This is a genomic window from Leifsonia xyli subsp. cynodontis DSM 46306, from assembly GCF_000470775.1.
Lineage (GTDB): Bacteria > Actinomycetota > Actinomycetes > Actinomycetales > Microbacteriaceae > Leifsonia > Leifsonia cynodontis.
The window spans coordinates 852,738-869,467 of record NC_022438.1 but is presented as its reverse complement, the minus strand read 5'-3'; the positions used below and the strand labels follow the sequence as shown (position 1 = coordinate 869,467).

The 16,730-nt window shown below is 68.5% G+C and carries 16 protein-coding genes, 1 tRNA gene and 1 pseudogene; 11 read left to right on the top strand and 7 right to left on the bottom strand.

Features of this window, described 5'->3' with window-relative positions; translation table 11 throughout:
• Nucleotides 1-54 precede the first annotated feature (54 nt).
• Entirely contained in the window at nucleotides 55-1,173 is a 1,119-nt protein-coding gene (prfB, locus tag O159_RS04100) for a peptide chain release factor 2 (protein ID WP_043993496.1), read from the bottom strand.
• Between the two features lie 103 nt (nucleotides 1,174-1,276).
• On the opposite strand from prfB, the gene O159_RS04095 reads away from it, so the two are divergent.
• Nucleotides 1,277-1,356: transfer RNA gene (locus tag O159_RS04095), tRNA-Leu, on the top strand.
• A 142-nt stretch (nucleotides 1,357-1,498) separates the two neighbouring features.
• Nucleotides 1,499-2,209: a DedA family protein gene (locus O159_RS04090; protein ID WP_407929763.1), complete on the top strand. Its 711-nt coding sequence runs from the start codon at nucleotides 1,499-1,501 to the stop codon at nucleotides 2,207-2,209.
• A 4-nt stretch (nucleotides 2,210-2,213) separates the two neighbouring features.
• On the opposite strand, the gene rdgB is transcribed toward O159_RS04090, so the two are convergent.
• Genes rdgB through murI form a run of 3 tightly spaced genes read right to left on the bottom strand, consistent with a single transcriptional unit; the run spans nucleotide 2,214 to nucleotide 4,429 of the window.
• Nucleotides 2,214-2,813, bottom strand: coding sequence for an RdgB/HAM1 family non-canonical purine NTP pyrophosphatase (gene rdgB / locus O159_RS04085; protein WP_021754493.1), 600 nt, complete (start codon nucleotides 2,811-2,813; stop codon nucleotides 2,214-2,216).
• Nucleotides 2,813-3,568 carry a ribonuclease PH gene (rph, locus tag O159_RS04080; RefSeq protein WP_021754492.1) on the bottom strand — a complete coding sequence of 252 codons (756 nt, stop codon included), beginning with the start codon at nucleotides 3,566-3,568 and terminating at the stop codon, nucleotides 2,813-2,815. The genes rdgB and rph overlap by 1 nt, the downstream gene beginning before the upstream one ends.
• Before the next feature lie 42 nt (nucleotides 3,569-3,610).
• Complete coding sequence (murI, locus tag O159_RS04075) at nucleotides 3,611-4,429, bottom strand: glutamate racemase (protein WP_021754491.1); 819 nt, start codon at nucleotides 4,427-4,429, stop codon at nucleotides 3,611-3,613.
• Between the two features lie 34 nt (nucleotides 4,430-4,463).
• Here murI and O159_RS04070 point away from each other — a divergent pair, with 34 nt between their 5' ends.
• A complete protein-coding gene (locus tag O159_RS04070) occupies nucleotides 4,464-5,774 on the top strand; it encodes a nicotinate phosphoribosyltransferase (protein ID WP_021754490.1) in 1,311 nt (436 codons plus the stop codon).
• Nucleotides 5,775-5,781: 7 nt separating this feature from the next.
• On the opposite strand, the gene O159_RS04065 is transcribed toward O159_RS04070, so the two are convergent.
• From O159_RS04065 to O159_RS04055, 3 genes are read right to left on the bottom strand one after another with little or no spacing between them, the layout of a single operon-like run.
• Nucleotides 5,782-6,060 carry a DUF3039 domain-containing protein gene (locus tag O159_RS04065; protein WP_021754489.1) on the bottom strand — a complete coding sequence of 93 codons (279 nt, stop codon included), beginning with the start codon at nucleotides 6,058-6,060 and terminating at the stop codon, nucleotides 5,782-5,784.
• Nucleotides 6,061-6,090: 30 nt separating this feature from the next.
• Complete coding sequence (locus tag O159_RS04060) at nucleotides 6,091-7,665, bottom strand: hypothetical protein (protein ID WP_236609537.1); 1,575 nt, start codon at nucleotides 7,663-7,665, stop codon at nucleotides 6,091-6,093.
• Nucleotides 7,641-8,630 carry an ABC transporter ATP-binding protein gene (locus O159_RS04055; protein WP_407929762.1) on the bottom strand — a complete coding sequence of 330 codons (990 nt, stop codon included), beginning with the start codon at nucleotides 8,628-8,630 and terminating at the stop codon, nucleotides 7,641-7,643. The genes O159_RS04060 and O159_RS04055 overlap by 25 nt, the downstream gene beginning before the upstream one ends.
• Nucleotides 8,631-8,936: 306 nt before the next feature.
• Between O159_RS04055 and O159_RS04050 the strand changes: the two genes are divergently transcribed.
• The 8 genes and pseudogenes from O159_RS04050 to O159_RS04015 all read left to right on the top strand — a co-directional run bounded on the left by O159_RS04050 (nucleotide 8,937) and on the right by O159_RS04015 (nucleotide 16,728).
• The gene (locus O159_RS04050) at nucleotides 8,937-9,629 is read left to right on the top strand and encodes a phosphocholine cytidylyltransferase family protein (RefSeq protein ID WP_043993992.1); all 693 of its coding nucleotides are present in this window, start codon (nucleotides 8,937-8,939) and stop codon (nucleotides 9,627-9,629) included.
• A 73-nt stretch (nucleotides 9,630-9,702) separates the two neighbouring features.
• Nucleotides 9,703-10,566: an ABC transporter permease gene (locus O159_RS04045; RefSeq protein WP_021754485.1), complete on the top strand. Its 864-nt coding sequence runs from the start codon at nucleotides 9,703-9,705 to the stop codon at nucleotides 10,564-10,566.
• Nucleotides 10,566-11,300, top strand: coding sequence for an ABC transporter ATP-binding protein (locus O159_RS04040; RefSeq protein WP_021754484.1), 735 nt, complete (start codon nucleotides 10,566-10,568; stop codon nucleotides 11,298-11,300). The genes O159_RS04045 and O159_RS04040 overlap by 1 nt, the downstream gene beginning before the upstream one ends.
• Before the next feature lie 159 nt (nucleotides 11,301-11,459).
• Nucleotides 11,460-12,319, top strand: a pseudogene (locus O159_RS13805) (IS5 family transposase).
• Nucleotides 12,320-12,408: 89 nt separating this feature from the next.
• The gene (locus tag O159_RS04030) at nucleotides 12,409-12,660 is read left to right on the top strand and encodes a hypothetical protein (protein ID WP_021754483.1); all 252 of its coding nucleotides are present in this window, start codon (nucleotides 12,409-12,411) and stop codon (nucleotides 12,658-12,660) included.
• A 101-nt stretch (nucleotides 12,661-12,761) separates the two neighbouring features.
• The gene (locus O159_RS04025) at nucleotides 12,762-13,661 is read left to right on the top strand and encodes a hypothetical protein (RefSeq protein WP_021754481.1); all 900 of its coding nucleotides are present in this window, start codon (nucleotides 12,762-12,764) and stop codon (nucleotides 13,659-13,661) included.
• A 224-nt stretch (nucleotides 13,662-13,885) separates the two neighbouring features.
• The gene (locus O159_RS04020) at nucleotides 13,886-15,562 is read left to right on the top strand and encodes a S1C family serine protease (RefSeq protein WP_021754479.1); all 1,677 of its coding nucleotides are present in this window, start codon (nucleotides 13,886-13,888) and stop codon (nucleotides 15,560-15,562) included.
• 113 nt (nucleotides 15,563-15,675) lie between these two features.
• Nucleotides 15,676-16,728, top strand: coding sequence for a glycosyltransferase family 2 protein (locus tag O159_RS04015; RefSeq protein WP_201766233.1), 1,053 nt, complete (start codon nucleotides 15,676-15,678; stop codon nucleotides 16,726-16,728).
• Nucleotides 16,729-16,730: the final 2 nt, after the last annotated feature.

Below are 16,730 nucleotides of genomic sequence, written 5' to 3'. Positions count from 1 at the left end.
AGTGCGACATGCCCGCAGACCGGAAGCCTGACAGTGCGCTGCGCGCCAGCGTCGCTACCCCTGAGTCTCCGCTTTGCTCCCCGCGCGCCAGCGGATGCCCGCGGCGATGAAGCCGTCGAGGTCACCATCGAAAACGGTCGCCGGGTTGCCCGACTCATACCCGGTGCGGAGATCCTTGACCAGCTGTTGACCGTAGAGGAAGTAGGAGCGCATCTGGTCGCCCCAGCTCGCGGTGATGTTCCCGGCGAGCTCCTTCTTCTTGGCCGCCTCCTCCTCCTTCTGGAGCAGGAGCAGACGGGTCTGGAGCACGCGCATCGCCGCGGCCCGGTTCTGGATCTGCGACTTCTCGTTCTGCATCGACACTACGATGCCGGTCGGGAGGTGGGTGAGGCGCACAGCCGAATCGGTCGTGTTGACCGATTGACCGCCGGGACCGGAGGAGCGGAAGACATCCACACGGATGTCGCCCTCGGGGACGTCCACCTGATTGGCCTCTTCCATCAGCGGGATGACCTCGACCGCCGCGAAGGACGTCTGACGTTTGTCGGCCGATCCGAACGGGCTGATGCGAGCCAGGCGATGGGTGCCCGCCTCGACCGAGAGGGTGCCGAAAGCGTAGGGCACATCGACCTCGAAGGTCGCGGACTTGATGCCCGCGCCCTCGGCATAGGACGTGTCCATGACCGTGACCGGGTACTTGTGCTGCTCGGCCCAGCGCAGGTACATCCGCAGCAGCATCTCGGCGAAATCGGTGGCGTCGTCCCCTCCGGCGCCGGAGCGGATGGTGACGATGGCAGCGCGCTCGTCGTATTCGCCGCTCAGCAGCGTCTGCACTTCGAGATCGCCGAGCGCCTTCTGCAAGGCTTCGAGTTCGGCGCGGGCCTCAGCGGCGGATTCCTCATCGTCGCCCTCGTTGGCGAGCTCGACGAGCACCTCCAGGTCGTCGAGACGCTGCTGGATCGCGGTGATGCGGGCGAGCTCCGACTGGCGATGGCTGAGCGCGCTGGTGACCTTCTGCGCGTTCGCGGTGTCGTCCCAGAGGTCCGGCGCCCCCGCCCGCTCGCTGAGGTCGGCGATGGCAGCGCGGAGCTTGTCGATGTCCACGACGGCGGTGATGTCGGCGAGGGTGGAGCGCAGCTCGGCGATCTGCACGGTGAGGTCGAGTTCAATCATGGCGTACACAGCCTACCCGGGGACCGAAACCCGGTGGCGAACCCGGACCCGGGCGGCCCCGCGGGTGGATGCACTAGTGTCGTAGCCGCGCCCAGCGCGCGCCGCGGGAGTGGTGAAACTGGCAGACACGCAGGATTTAGGTTCCTGTGCTTCGGCGTGAGGGTTCGAGTCCCTTCTCCCGCACTCCCGGCCTCCCGCGCTCCCGGCCGGCCGCCGTCAGACCAGAGGACGATCTTTCCCCACGGGGAAGCATTCGCACGCTTCGCGCAGCTTCGGCCGACTAAACTCGGGCACAGCCACCCGAATCCCACCCTGGAGAGCTTTGATCCATCACGCTGGCCTCATCCCCTGGCTCAACCCCGAGACGATCATCTCCGCCGCGGGGCCGTGGGCCCTCCTGGTCGTCTGCGGGATCGTGTTCGCCGAGACCGGGCTCCTGGTCGGCTTCCTGCTCCCGGGCGATACGCTGCTGGTGATCTCGGGGCTGCTCACCAACAGCTCCCGGGTCTTCGACATCGATATCTGGTGGGTCTGCCTCTTCATCGCCATGGCCGCCTTCCTCGGCGGCGAGGTCGGCTATCTGATCGGCCACAAGGCTGGACCGCGCGTGTTCGAGCGCAAGGAGAGCGGCCTGTTCAGCATGGAGAACGTGCGCCGCACGAACCGCTTCTTCGACCGCTTCGGCGCCCTGGCGATCATCGTCGCCCGGTTCGTCCCGATCGTGCGCACCTTCGCGCCGGTCGCCGCGGGCGTCGGCCACATGAGCTACAAGAAGTACTCGCTCTACAACGCGATCGGCGCGCTGATCTGGGGCGCGGGCCTCACACTGTTCGGCTACCTCATCGGATACATCCCGCCCGTCGCCAGGTTCGTCTCGGAGTACATCGACGTCATCCTGATCGGCGCGGTCGTCATCACACTCATCCCCACGCTCTTCCACTACATCCAGACGATGCGCAAAGCCAAGAAGAAGCGTCTGGCCGAGGAGGCACAGGCCGAAAAGGCGGCGCCCACACAGCCGACGCTGGACGTCTGAACGGTCAGTTCCCTGGCCGGCTCAGCGCGCGCAGCGCCGGCACGATCGCCGCGAACGCGCGGGCCCGATGGCTCTGCGCGTTCTTCGCCTCCGGCCCCAGCTCCGCCGCGGTCACGGTGTGGCCGTCGGGGAGGAAGATCGGGTCGTAGCCGTGACCGTGGCCGCCGCGGGCCTCGCGGGCGATGCGACCGGGCCAGACACCCTCCACGACGGTCGTCCCGCCCTCCGGCGTGACCAGTGCGAGTGTGGCGGTGAAGTGCGCGGCACGGGAGGAGTCCGGCAGATCGGCGAGCTGATCGAGGAGGAGCCGCAGATTGGCCTGTGCGTCGCCGTGCCGCCCCGCCCAGCGCGCGGAGAAGATGCCCGGAGCGCCGCCCATCGCATCGACGCAGATGCCGGAATCGTCGGCGAGCGCGATCATCCCGGTGCGCTCGGCGGCGGCGCACGCCTTGATGAGCGCGTTCTGCTCAAAGGTGACGCCGTCCTCGACGGGCTCAGGACCGTCGTAGCCGACGATCTCGAGGCCGGGGACGGCATCCCCCAGAATCTGCTGGAACTCGAGCGCCTTGTTCCGGTTGTGGGTGGCGAGGACGACGCGGACCATCAGCCCTCGCGCCCCGGCGCCGGGGCGGCGAGGGCGGCCGACTGGACAGCGGCCAGCTCCGTCGTGCCGGCGAGCGCCAGATCGAGCAGGCCGTTCAGCTCGCTGCGGTCGAACGGCGCGCCCTCGGCGGTGCCCTGCACCTCCACGAACAGGCCACGGCCGGTGACGACGACATTCATGTCGGTCTCGGCGCGGACATCCTCGGTGTAGGCGAGGTCGAGCATCGGGGAGCCTTCGACGATTCCGACGGAGACCGCCGAGACCGAGTCGATTAGAGGGACGGCCTTCTGCCCGATGAAACGGTGCTCGCGGCCCCACGCGAGCGCGTCGGCGAGCGCGACATAAGCGCCGGTGATCGCGGCGGTGCGCGTGCCGCCGTCGGCCTGGAGGACATCGCAGTCGAGCACGATCGTGTTCTCGCCGAGCGCCTTCATGTCCACCACCGCGCGGAGGCTGCGGCCGATCAGCCGGCTGATCTCGTGCGTGCGCCCGCCGATGCGGCCCTTGACCGACTCACGATCCATGCGGTCGTTGGTCGAGCGCGGGAGCATGGCGTATTCGGCGGTGACCCACCCGCGGCCTTTGCCCGACATCCAGCGCGGGACGCCGTTGGTGAACGAGGCCGTACACAGCACGCGCGTGCCGCCAAAGGAGACGAGGGCGGAGCCCTCCGCCTGCCGGTTCCAGGCGCGCTCGATGGTGACCGGTCGCAGCTGGTCGGCGGTGCGCCCGTCAGCGCGGGTGGTGTCGGTCACGGTGACTCTCCTTGGGTGTGGGCGGGAGGCGCGGAGGCGCGCTCAGAGCGGCAGGTCGATCACGCCCGTCTGCACCAGATCGACCCGGGAGACCTCCGGGCCGATGAAACGGTGAGCGAGGCGCAGGAAGTGGTCGGCATCGAGGCCGGTCGCCTCATAGCGGACCGTGGGCGGCGCGGACTCGTGACGCTCGAGCCCCCGGCTGACGAGGATGCGGTACACATCCTTCGCGGTCTCGATGTCGCTGGAGACGAGCGAGACGCCCTCCCCCATGACATAGGAGATGGCGCCTTCGAGGAACGGATAGTGGGTGCAGCCGAGGACGAGGGTGTCCACATCGGCGTCCCGGAGCGGCTGAAGGTACTCGGCGGTGACGCGCAGGACCTCGTCGCCGCTCGTGACGCCGGTCTCCACGAACTCCACGAACCGCGGGCACGCCCGCGAGAAGAGACGCAGCTCGGGCGCGGCGGCGAAGGCGTCCTCGTAGGCACGGGAGGCGATGGTTCCCACGGTCCCGATCACCCCGACGCGCCCGGTGCGGGTCGCGGCCACAGCGCGCCGCACGGCCGGCTGGATGACCTCCACCACCGGGACCGCGTAGCGCTCGCGCGCGTCCCTCAACACGGCGGAGGAGGCGGTGTTGCAGGCGATGACGAGCAGCTTGACGCCCTGCTCGACGAGAAGGTCGAGCACCTCGAGCGAATAGCGGCGCACATCGGCGATCGGCTTGGGCCCATAGGGCGAGTGAGCGGTGTCTCCCACATAGAGGATCGACTCGTTCGGCAGCTGGTCGCGGATCGCCCGGGCGACGGTCAGGCCGCCGACACCCGAGTCGAAGATCCCAATCGGCGCATCCGTCACAGCAACCCAGCCTACCCGCCGCTAGGGTTGAGCAGTGACCGAGTCCTCCGCGCTCCTGACCGACCGCTACGAACTCACCATGGTGGATGCCGCGCTGCTGGCGTGTACCCACGACCGCGAGTGCGTCTTCGAGGCGTTCACACGGCGCCTGCCGCCGGGACGGCGCTACGGCATCCTCGCCGGGACGGGACGCCTCCTCGGGCTGCTGCGGGAGTTCCGCTTCCACGACGAGGACCTCGACTATCTGCGCGAGAACGCGATTGTGCGCCCGGAGACGCTCGACTGGCTCGCCGGGTACCGCTTCTCTGGCACGATCCGCGGATACCGCGAGGGCGAGGTGTTCTTCCCCGGGTCGCCGTTCCTGATCGTGGAGGCGCCGTTCGCCGAAGGGGTCATCCTCGAGACGCTGATCCTCAGCATCGTCAACTACGACTCGGCCGTGGCTTCCGCGGCCTCTCGCATGGTCACGGCGGCCGGCGGCCGCCCGATCGCCGAGATGGGATCGCGGCGCACCGGCGAGTGCAACGCCGTCGCCGCCGCCCGGGCCGCCTACATCGCCGGTTTCGGAGCGACCTCGAACCTGGAGGCCGGCCGATCGTGGGGCGTGCCGACGATGGGGACGGCCGCGCACGCCTTCACACTCCTGCACGACAGCGAAGAGGACGCTTTCCGCGCCCAGGTCGCCGCGCTCGGCTCCGGGACGACGCTGCTGGTCGACACCTTCGACGTCGAGCGGGCCATCGAGACGGCCGTGCGCGTCGCGGGCACCCGGCTCGGGGCTGTGCGGCTCGACTCGGGCGACCTGCCGACCCTCGTCCGCCGGGTGCGGGAACAGCTGGACTCGCTCGGCGCGACGAGCACACGCATCACGGTCACCAACGACCTCGACGAGTTCACGATCGCGGCGCTCTCGGCCTCCCCGGTCGACTCGTACGGTGTCGGGACCTCGGTCGTCACCGGCTCCGGCTCCCCCGCGTCCGGGATGGTCTACAAGCTCGTCGCCCACCGCAGCCAGGACGGCGACGGCGAGTGGACCCCGGTGGCCAAGAAGTCGGACGGCAAGGCGAGCGTCGGCGGGCGGAAGCACCCGGTGCGGCGGGTGGACGCGTCAGGCCGGGCCCTCGCCGAGGCGATCCACCTCGTGAAGGAAGGCGAGGTCCCGGACGAAAGCGGACGGGCTCTGCTGGTGCCGCTCGTCACGAACGGGGAGGTCCATCCCGAGCATCTGGGCGCGGAGGGCGTGCGCCGCGCCCGGGAGCACCGGGCGATGGCGATGCGGGAACTGCCGGATCAGGCGTTCCGGATGAGCCGTGGCGACCCGGTGCTGCCGACCGTCTTCGAGTGAGGGCCCGTCACTCGTCTCGCAGCTTCTCGTAGATCTCCTTGCAGGCCGGGCAGACCGGGAACTTCTCTGGGTCCCGACCCGGTGTCCACATCTTGCCGCACAGCGCTTTGACCGGCTTCCCGGTGATCGCGGACTCGAGGATCTGCTCCTTCTTCACGTAGTGCGAGAAGCGCTCATGGTCGCCGGGCTCGACGTTCTGGGCGAGTTCCTCGCGCTCGCGATCAAGGGTCGTGGCGCCACCGCCGGAGGGCATGCCGCCGGGTTCGGAGATGCTGGCGTGGTTCATCCCCCTAGTGTAGGCCGGTCGCGAGCAGGCTCAGTCGCTGCGCTGAGCGAACGCCATGAGCTCCGGGCCACGCCGGTCGAACGCGCGCCCGCCCAGCCACACGCCGCCGAACAGAGTCACGAAGCCGATGAGCGCGGCCGCCACCGGCGCGACCCCGAACCAGAACGGGCCGACGCGGATGCCGAGCACCAGGAACAGGAGCACCGGCGAGGAGAGCACGAGCACCGCGCACAGGCTGAGCGCTTGGATGAGCGCGGCCGACGCACCGGAGTACTGCGGCTGCGTGAACGCGCTGTCTCCCGGCCGGGTGGCCGGGTAAGGGAACAGCACCGACGTGACGCTCGAGAGGCCCAGCCCGACACTGAGGAGGGCGCCGCTCAGCGCCGCGACGGCGGGGAGGATAGCCTCGTCTCCGTACGCGGCAGCGGTGATGAGGGAGCCGACGGCGACGACCGGGATGCCGACGGCGGCCACGGGGAGCATCCGGCCGAGCCGGTCGGCAAAGCCCCGGGCGCCGGAGACGATGTGCAGCCAGACCGCCGTGCCGTCGAAAGCGACATCGTTGTGGACGCTCCAGCCGAGGAACAGACAGAGCAGCGGCAGCGGCACGAGCGAGACGTAGTGCGGCGGCAGACCAGCGAGGAGGAGAGCGACGACGGCGATCACAGGGAAAACGGGGACGACGAGCAGGGCGACCCAATAGCGCGCATCCCGGCCCCAGTAGGTCATCGAGCGGGCCGCGATGGCAGCGGTGGGACCGCCGGGGACGCGCGCGAACCAGCCGAGACCCCCTTCGTCGCGCGCCTCCGGCTGCCGCGCCGGCGCGGTCAGCGCATGGCCCACGAGCGCCAGCCAGCCGAACCAGAGCGCGGCCAGCGTCGCGAGCGCGATGAGCAGTTGGAACAGCGCGGCGCCGGTGTCGCCGGAGGCCGCTGAACCGGGAGCGCTCCACACCGCGCCCAGCGGCGTCCACCGCAACCAGCCGCTGAGGACGTTCACAGCGCCGAGGGCGCCGCGCCCCCCGGCGACGGCCAGCAGTAGGGCGGCAGGCGGGAGCAGAACGAGCAGCAGCGTCCCGATCGCCCTCTTCGCCGCGCGCGGGCGGACGGCGGACGGGAACACTGCCGCCACCGCTGCGGCGACGCGGGACGCCAGCACGCACGTCAGCACCATGACTGCGGCGCACGCCAGCGCGAGGATCGTCGAACCGGCCTCCCGCGACCAGGTCACGACGGTCGCGAACCCGCACGCGATGAGCACGAGCCCCGGCACACCGATGAGCCCGGAGAGCAGCAGACCGAGAGCCACCGTCCGTCCCGGGAGGCCGAACAGAGCGAACTTCTGCGGAACGAGAGTGTCGTCCACACCGAAAAACAGGGGCAGGAGCACGAACCCGAGCACGAGGATCGACCCGGCGACGACGAGGAGGCTGTGGACACCGGCCGCGTCCGGCAGCGCCCGGGCGCCGACCAGAGCCGCCACGACGGCGAACGCGAAGACGAGACCGTACAGAAGGCCGAGGACGAGGCCGAACACCTGCCAGGGGCTGCGCCGGAAGGCGTTCCCCATCAGGGCGAGCTTCAGTCGGAGAAACTGTGCAACCACTCCATGCCCTCCGCCGCCTTGCGCCCGCCCGCGAGTTCCACGAAACGCTCTTCGAGCGTCCGCTCCCCGCGCACCTGGTCGATCGTGCCCGCGGCGAGCACCCGTCCGCCCACGATGATCGCGACGCTGTCGCAGACGCGCTGGATCATATCCATCCCGTGGCTGGAGAGCACCACCGCGCCGCCCGCGGCCGTGTAGCGCTGCAGAATGTCGATGACGTTCGCGGCCGAGACCGGGTCGACGGACTCGAACGGCTCGTCCAGGACGAGCAGTCTCGGTGAGTGGATCATCGAGGCCGCCAGGGCGATCTTCTTCATCATACCGGCGGAGTAGTCGGCCACAAGGCGGCCGAGGGCGTCCTCGATGCCGAAAGCGGCGGCGAGGTCGGCGCTGCGGGAGCGGACGGTCTTCGCGTTCAGCCCGCGCAGGGTGCCCGCGTAGTGCAGGAACTGGGCACCCGTCAGCCGGTCGAAGAGCCGGAGCTTGTCGGGCAGGACGCCGATGACGTGTTTGGCGCGCACCTGCTCGGCCCAGACATCCACTCCGTGTACCACCACGCTCCCGGCATCGGGACGGAGCAGACCGGTGATCATGGAGAGCGTCGTCGTCTTGCCCGCGCCGTTGGGTCCGACAATGCCGAAGAAGGAGCCCTCGCGCACTTCCAGGCTGACATCGTCCACGGCGACAGTCGAACCGTAGCGTTTCCGGAGCCCGTCGAGGGTGAGCACGGTCGGGAGCGGTTCCGGTGCCGCGGGAGCGGCATCGGTCTTCGATGTGGTGCGGGGCGCGGCCGAGTTCGCCGGAGCGCTCCGCTTCCGCGAGGCCGACGCCCGGGCGCTCGACCCGGCGACGGCAGACGCCGTCTTGGAGGGAGTCCTCTTCTGCGACGCATGACCGGCGCTCGTACCGGCAGACTTCGCATCCAGCGGCTCGGCCGTGGGCTGTTCGGTCCTGACCTCGGCCATGCGCTCCCCCCTCGTGTCGTTCGCGCGCTCGAAACTCACCTCGCAACCGTACCAACTCAGCACACGGTGCGTGTCCTCTCGCGCAGCCGTGAAACGCGAATACCTGCCTAGGAAAATCCTGTGAGGAACATAACGACCCCACAACGACCTGCCGTGATCTCTGCCACCGCTTGAGGGCCGCCGGTACTCTACATAACGGCATTGTCGACATGCGCACAGCGCCCGAGCCCCGGGTGAACTCCCGGAGGAACAGGTGTGCCGGCCACCGGCCGCGCCGGTTCGTCGCGCGGATTCAAGGAGATGATTGTGACGACCCAGGTAGTGATCCTCGCGGCCGGTATGGGCAGCCGCCTCGGCCGGAGCCTTCCGAAGCCGTTGACCGAGCTGAGCGACGGCCGCACGATCATGCAGCAGCAGTTCGACAATATCCACGCGGCTTTCGGCAGGGATGTCACGGTCACGATCGTCGTCGGCTACAAGCTCGAGCACATCATCGAGGCGTTCCCGGACGCCGGATTCGTCTACAACGAGCAGTACGACCAGACGAATACCTCCAAGAGCCTCATGCGCGCTCTCCAGGCGTCCGGCCCCGGCGGCGTGCTGTGGATGAACGGCGACGTCGTCTTCGACCCGGCCGTGCTCGTCCGCGGCGCCGCGATGGTGAACCGCGACCAGACCTTCGTCACCGTCAACACCTCGTCGGTCGCCGACGAGGAGGTCAAATACACCACCGGCCCGGAGGGCTACATCCACGAGCTGTCCAAGACCGTCAAGGGCGGCCTCGGCGAGGCTGTCGGCATCAACTACATCTCCGCCAAGGACAAGGCCGGCCTGCTGCGCCAGTTGCAGCGCGTCGGAGACCAGGACTACTTCGAGCGTGGCATCGAGCTGTCCATCGAGCAGGACCGCCTGCTGGTCGAACCGGTGGACATCTCCGACCTGTACGCGGTCGAGGTCGACTTCCAGGAGGACTTGGAGCGCGCGAATCTTTTCGTATAGTCGAAGCGCCGTGTGATCTCGCGCACGGCCTCGATCAAGACGATGGGTTCCCGTGACCAGGACAACCGCTGACATGCGCCCCGCGCAGCGTTCCCGCTTCACGCGGTATCGGCACTCGCTGTGGCTGCTGACCAAGCGCGATCTGAGAGTCCGCTACTCCACCAGCGCGCTCGGCTATGTGTGGTCCATCCTGGACCCGCTCGTGATGAGCGCGATCTATTGGTTCGTCTTCACGGTGATCTTCCATCGCGGCGTGGGCGAGGACCCGTACATCGTCTTCCTGCTGGCTGCGCTGCTTCCGTGGATGTGGTTCAACGGGGCCGTCTCCGACAGCACACGGGCCTTTCTGCGCGAAGCCAAGCTCATCCGCTCGACGATGATCCCGCGAACGATCTGGGTCAACCGGATCGTCGCTTCCAAAGGGATCGAGTTCCTGCTCTCCCTCCCGGTGCTCGGGGTCTTCGCGATCGCGACGGGCGCGAGAGTGAACATCGACGCCCTGCTTTTTCCGCTCGCCGTCGTCATCCAGGCGGTGCTCACCGTCGGCGTCGGGCTGCTGGTCGCCCCGCTGGTGGTGCTCTTCCGCGATCTGGAGCGCGTCGTGAAGCTCGGGCTGCGGTTCCTCTTCTATGCGTCGCCGATCATCTACAGCGCGCGCGATCTGCCGGGCGGATGCGGAATCGGCATAGCCGCCAAGAAGTGTGCCTCGTACCTCGCCGAGCATCCGGGCGCAGGGAGCGACACCGTGTTCTCACTGCACTTCTGGTCGGGGTTCAACCCTCTCACCGGCATCTTCAGTCTCTACCGGGCCGCCTTCTTCGCCGGCGAGCTGGATTGGTATCTGGTGAGCATGAGCGCCGGGATGTCGGTGGTGTTCCTCATCGTGGGCTGGCTGGTGTTCAAACGCTACGAGCGCGATGTGCTGAAGGAGATCTGATGGACAGCGTCATCGACGTCACCGGGCTCGGGGTCCGATTCCGCCGCAACCGCGGTGGACGCCGGTCGTTCAAGGACTTGTTCGGCTCCCACCAGCGCCGTGTGCGGCCGGACGACTTCTGGGCGCTGCGCGGCGTCGGCTTCCGGGTCGAGGCCGGCGAGTCGATCGGCGTGGTCGGCCGCAACGGCCAGGGAAAGTCGACGCTCCTGAAGCTCGTGGCGGGCGTCCTGCTCCCCGACGAAGGGCGGGTGACCGTCGGCGAGGGGGTCGCCCCGCTGATCGAGATCACCGGCGGGTTCGTCGACGACCTCACCGTGCGCGACAACGTCTACCTGACCGCGGGCCTGCACGGAATGTCGCGCGGCGAGATCGACGCGCGCTTCGATGAGATCATCGGCTTCGCCGAGATCGGCGACTTCGTCGACACGCCTTACAAACACCTGTCGAGCGGGATGAAAGTGCGCATCGCGTTCTCGGTCATCTCGCAGCTCGAGGAGCCGGTCTTGCTCGTGGACGAGGTGCTGGCCGTCGGCGACCGCGGCTTCCGGGAGAAGTGCTACCGCCGGATCGAAGAGCTCCTCGCCGGCGGACGGACCCTGTTCTTCGTCTCGCACAATGAGAAGGACCTGCGGCGCTTCTGCACACGCGGCCTGTATCTGGACAAAGGAAAGCTGATCCTGGACGGACCGATCGACGAGGTCCTGGAGCTCTACAACCGGGACTACGAAGTCTAGAGAATCCCTGATCAAAGAGTTTTTCCGGCAGCAGGGAAAGTCCTCCACAGAAAAGAAATCCGGCGAGTTGTCCACAGCTCGGGCTTATATGCCCGAAAACGGGGCGGGGGTGTCGGAGGGGTCTCTTAGAGGTGGTTTCAGTAGTCGGCGTGGCGGTGGTTGTTGTGGCTGGTTAGCGGGGATGCTGGTCGAGTGTCGACGCTTGCTGAGGATCGGTTCATTACGGATATGTTGTGGGAGCGGCTGGAGCCGTTGATTCCGCCTCGGCCGCCTGTGGTCAATGGGCGGGCTGGGCAGCCTCGGGTTCCTGACCGGAAGGTGTTCGCTGGGATCGTGTTCGTGCTGCTGACGGGGATCCCGTGGAGAAGCTCCCGCCCGAGTTGGGGTATGGGTCCGGGGTCACTTGTTGGCGGCGTCTGCGTGAATGGTCCGAAGCGGGCGCGTGGGATGCACTGCGGAAGATCATGCTCGACGAACTCGGCCAGGCTGGCATGATCGACTGGTCAAGAACCTGCCTGGACTCCGTAAGTGTCCGGGCGAAAAGGGGGGGCGATCTCACTGGACCTAACCCCACGGATCGTGGGAAACGGGGCACCAAGTACCATGTCCTGACCGACCGCAACGGACTCCCGCTGCATGTGGAGATCTCCGGCGCCAACCGACACGACTCCATGCTCGTGGAACCTGTGTTAGACAACATCACCGCGATCAAGGGCGTCGGCCGCGGTCGGCCCAGACGCCGCCCGGTTATCTTCCACGCCGATAAGGCTTACGACAACCGCCGCGTCCGCTGTTACCTGCGTTGTCGTGGGATCAAGGCACGCATCGCACGAATCGGAGTCGACTCCAAACAGTGACTGGGTAAACACTGTTGGGTAGTCGAACGCACCATGGCCTGGATCCTCGCCTTCCGGAAACTCGCCACTCGCTACGACCGCACCGCCTCAACGATCACGGCGCTCGTCGCTCTAGCAATCGCGATCACCAGCGCCCGCAAACTCACCAAAAACGACTACTGAAACCATCTCTTAGTTTGCTCGGTATGAGACACCTTCGGAATCTTCGGGACCCTCTTCCACCGCCTCGGCCACGCACGATCGCGTACCGCGTGCCCTGGTCCGTCGACCGGAGCGGCGCACCGCACTACCGGATCGTCAACACAAACCGCGAGGAGCTGCGCGGTGTGACCGTCAGCATCGCGGGCAGCGCTTCTCTGCGGGTCAGCGCCCCCACCTCCATCCGGCCGGGCGAGGCCGTCCGGGCGAGCGTCAGCGGCGGTCATCCCGAGCGGGACACCGTCCTCGTCGTGCGCTGGTTTCCCCCGGACGGCCGCGAGTACCTCTGGCAGATCAGTTTCTGAGCACGATCGAGCGAGGAGGGCCCGCCTCTGCGAAGGAGCGCGGCGGGCCCGACGCTCGGCTCGGGGTTCGGCGGAGCGCGCGGCGAGCATACACTCGGGAGATGGCCCGCACGCAGCAGCCCCTCGTCTCGGTCACAGGCGGACCGCCTCGCGGGGGCGACACTCCGCACGCGCTCGACACAACGCTCGACCGGTTCCTCGCCATCCAGCGCCCTGCGGTCGTTGCCCATCTGCGAGCGCTGCGCCGACGGCACCCGGACGCCACAGCCGTGGAGCTGGCCAGGATGCTGGAACGGCGCTACCTGGCCGCCGTCACATCCAGCGGAGCGGCTGTCGGAGCGACCGCCGTCATCCCGGCGATCGGCACAGGTGTCACGCTGGCGCTCTCGGGGCTCGAGACCGCGGGCTTCCTCGAGTCGACCGCCCTCTACGCCCAGTCGCTGAGCGAGCTGCACGGCATCGCAGTCGACGATCCATCCCGGGCGCGGGCCCTCGTGCTGACGATGATGCTCGGGCGCGAGGGTTCCGACCTCGTGCGGCAGTTCGGCGGTCAGCTGACAGGAGAGGCAATGGCACGCAGCGCATACTGGGGAGAGCTCGTGACCTCGACCCTGCCGCAGATGGTCGTCGGCCCCCTGGTGGATCGGCTGCGCAGCGCTTTCATCCGGCAGTTCGCCCTCCGCGGCGGAGCGTCTCTCGTGGGGCGGGCCATTCCGTTCGGGATCGGTGCGGTGATCGGCGGGACCGGCAACCACATCCTCGGCCGCCGTGTCGTGACGAACTCCCGGCTGGCCTTCGGTCCTCCTCCGGCGCAGATCCCGGCGGCGCTGTCGCCCGGCGATGCGCCGGGAGCGGTCCGCCGCCTGGGAGCGGCGGCCGGTGGCAGCGTTCTGCGCGCCGGCCGGGTGCTGCGCGCGGCCGTGCCGTCCCGCAAGAAAGCGCCCGCCCTCGAACCGCCGCCGAGTCTGGAGCGACATCCGAGCCGCCCTGCCCGAGAGTGACCGCGCCCGTCCGCGCACGCGACGAGCGTCGGCCGCACTCCTCCACCTGTGGCCGGCTCGCCTCTCTCGCACGCAGTCGAGCGCATAACAGGGACCGTTCGCACCGGATTCGTTCAAGACGTTATGGAGAGTCATCGAGAGGCGGAAGGTCGCCCACAGGACTCGCAAATAGAACACCCAGGTTCACATTCCAAGCTGTCCTTGCTTGGAAGGAGCAGCTCACCATGACCGACACCCCGATCACTCCGGAGCCCGCGAAGGGACAGCACGACGCCGACGCCGAGGCGGTCGTGGAAACGGGCGCTCACAGCCCCGCAGCGACGCCAGCGGTCGCGACACCGGTACCAGCAGCCGAAACGGTTGCGCGGACGGCGACCACCCCGGCAGCGGAGGAGGCTCCGGCCCAGCCGACCGCGCCCACCGCGGGCTGGACTGCCCCGGAGGCCCAGCAGACCCCTGCCACGGACCCGGCTGCGGCTCCGCAGCCGACCGCGCAGCAGGTCCCCGGACAGCAGCCCGCCGCGCAGCGAACAGCGCAGCAGCCGGCCTCCCCCCAGACCGACTACGGCAATGGCGCTTTCGGGCAGCCAGCGCAGCCGTACGCGCAAGCCCCGCACAGCCACCAGCACGGCTACGCCGCCGCGTCCGGCGTCCCCGGAGCGCACACGGCTCCGAAGCCCGAGAGCAAGCGCGGCAGCACCGGCTTCATCATCGCGACGCTCGCCATCGGAGCGCTGATCGGGGGTGTCGCCGGCGCGGGCGCCGGCATCGGCCTGTACGCGGCGACCTCGAACAACGCCACCATCAAGACGGTGTCCGGCCCGCAGAACATCACGGTGAACGACACGAACAACGCCACGACGATCACCGCGGCGGCCGCCAAAGCGACCCCGAGCGTCGTGACCATCTCGGTCAGCTCGTCGAACGAGGGCGGCACCGGCTCCGGTATCGTCCTGTCCTCGGACGGGTACGTGCTGACCAACACCCACGTCATCACGCTCGATGGCCAGGCCTCCGATGTCAACGTCACCGTCACCGCCAACGACGGCAAAATCTACACCACGAAGATCGTCGGGACCGACCCGACGACCGACCTGGCCGTGATCAAGCTCGACGGAGCCAGCGGGATGACGCCGATCGAGTGGGCCGACTCCGGCAAGCTCAACGTCGGCGACACCACGATCGCGATCGGCGCTCCGCTCGGTCTCTCCGGCACCGTGACGGACGGCATCGTCTCAGCGCTCAACCGCTCCATCAGCATCGCCTCCTCGGCAGCGCCGAAGTCCAACGAGAACGACGGCGGCAACGGCAGCAGCCAGAGCCCGTTCAACTTCGACTTCCCCGGCCAGGGCGGCGGCTCGTCGCAGCAGCAGTCCAAGAGCACCAGCACGATCGCGCTGCCGGTCATCCAGACCGACGCGTCGATTAACCCGGGCAACTCCGGCGGAGCGCTGCTCAACAGCAAGGGCCAGCTGATCGGCGTGAACGTCGCCATCGCGAGCGCCGGGGGTAGCAACAGCAGCAGCCAGTCCGGCAGCATCGGCGTCGGCTTCTCCATCCCGTCCAACCTGGCCAAGCGCGTCTCTGACGAGATCATCAAGAACGGCTCGGCCACACACGGTCTGCTCGGCGCCTCCGTCGCCGATGCGAGCTCCGACAGCAAAGCGGCCACGGTCGGCGCACAGATCAAGGAGGTCACGAGCGGCGGCGCGGCGGCCGCCGCGGGCCTGAAGGCGGGCGATGTGATCGTCAACTTCAACGGTCTGCCGATCACCGGCGCCACCGACCTGACCGCTCAGGTCCGGGCGCTGGCGGCCGGGGCGAGCGCAGACCTCACCTACATCCGTGACGGTCAGACCAAGACCGCCTCGGTGACCGTCGGCTCGCTCCCGGCCAGCTGAGCCCCACCCGCAAGAAAGCCGCCCGGCGCCCCTCGCGCCGGGCGGCTTCCGCACGTCCGCCCGGCGTTCGCAGGGGGCCCACTGATAGGCTCGCAGCCGACCCAGAACGATGAATGGACCGAATGCAGCACGACAGTACGAGAACCCTCCCCGGTGTCTCCTATGTGATGCCTGTGCTCAACGAAGCGACCCATGTCCGGGCCGCTGTGGACAGTCTGCTCGCCCAGGACTACACCGGCCCGTTCGAGGTCACCATCGCGCTCGGCCCGAGCATCGACGGGACGACCGAACTGGTCGAGGAGCTGGCCGCTGTCGACTCCCGCATCCGCGTGGTCGGCAACGAGGCCGGTTCGACGCCGGCCGGACTGAACCTCGCCATCCGCGAGTCGAGCTATCCGATCGTGGTCCGCGTCGACGCCCACAGCGTGCTCCCCACGGACTACGCGCGCATCGCTGTCGAGACCATCCTGGAGACCGGCGCGGACAATGTGGGCGGTCTGATGGATGCCCAGGGAACCACCCCGTTCGAGCGTGCCGTCGCCCGGGCGTACGGCAGCCGCGTCGGCCTCGGCGGCACCAAGCTGCATGTCGGCGGCGAAGCGGGCGCGGCGGAGACCGTGTACCTCGGCGTGTTCCGCCGCGACCGGCTTCTGGAGGTCGGCCTGTTCGATGAGGAGATCAAGCGCGGGCAGGACTGGGAGCTCAACCGGCGGCTGCGGCACAGCGGCGGCACGGTGTGGTTCACACCGCGTCTCAAGGTCACCTACCGTCCCCGGCCGAACCTGTATCGCCTCGCACGGCAGTTCTTCTCCACGGGCGTTTGGCGCGGCGAACTGGCGCGGCGCTTCCCCGCGTCGAACGGCCTGCGCTACTTCGCCCCGCCGGTGATGGTGCTCGGTTTCGCTCTGGGCGTGCTGCTCGGGATCGGCGGCGGCGTGCAGGCGGCGCTCGGCGGCACACCCTGGCTTTTGTGGGGGCTGGCCGTCCCGGCGGCCTACCTCGTCATCGTCGTGGTGTCGGCACTGCTGTGGGGCGGCAAGGACGGCTTTTCGTCCCTGCTCTGGTTTCTCGTAGTCTTGCCCTGCATCCATTTCAGCTGGGGGGTCGGCTTCGTGCTCGGATACCTCTCGCTCACCCGCAACATCACGGCCCACACGGGAAGGTAGGC

Coding starts and splice junctions, on each gene's coding strand:
- rdgB (WP_021754493.1), bottom strand. CDS start 2,813: ATGGTCCGCGTCGTCCTCGCCACCCACAACCGGAACAAGGCGCTCGAG.
- prfB (WP_043993496.1), bottom strand. CDS start 1,173: ATGATTGAACTCGACCTCACCGTGCAGATCGCCGAGCTGCGCTCCACC.
- O159_RS04025 (WP_021754481.1), top strand. CDS start 12,762: ATGGCCCGCACGCAGCAGCCCCTCGTCTCGGTCACAGGCGGACCGCCT.
- O159_RS04015 (WP_201766233.1), top strand. CDS start 15,676: ATGGACCGAATGCAGCACGACAGTACGAGAACCCTCCCCGGTGTCTCC.
- O159_RS04020 (WP_021754479.1), top strand. CDS start 13,886: ATGACCGACACCCCGATCACTCCGGAGCCCGCGAAGGGACAGCACGAC.
- O159_RS04055 (WP_407929762.1), bottom strand. CDS start 8,630: ATGGCCGAGGTCAGGACCGAACAGCCCACGGCCGAGCCGCTGGATGCG.
- O159_RS04065 (WP_021754489.1), bottom strand. CDS start 6,060: ATGAACCACGCCAGCATCTCCGAACCCGGCGGCATGCCCTCCGGCGGT.
- O159_RS04045 (WP_021754485.1), top strand. CDS start 9,703: ATGCGCCCCGCGCAGCGTTCCCGCTTCACGCGGTATCGGCACTCGCTG.
- O159_RS04040 (WP_021754484.1), top strand. CDS start 10,566: ATGGACAGCGTCATCGACGTCACCGGGCTCGGGGTCCGATTCCGCCGC.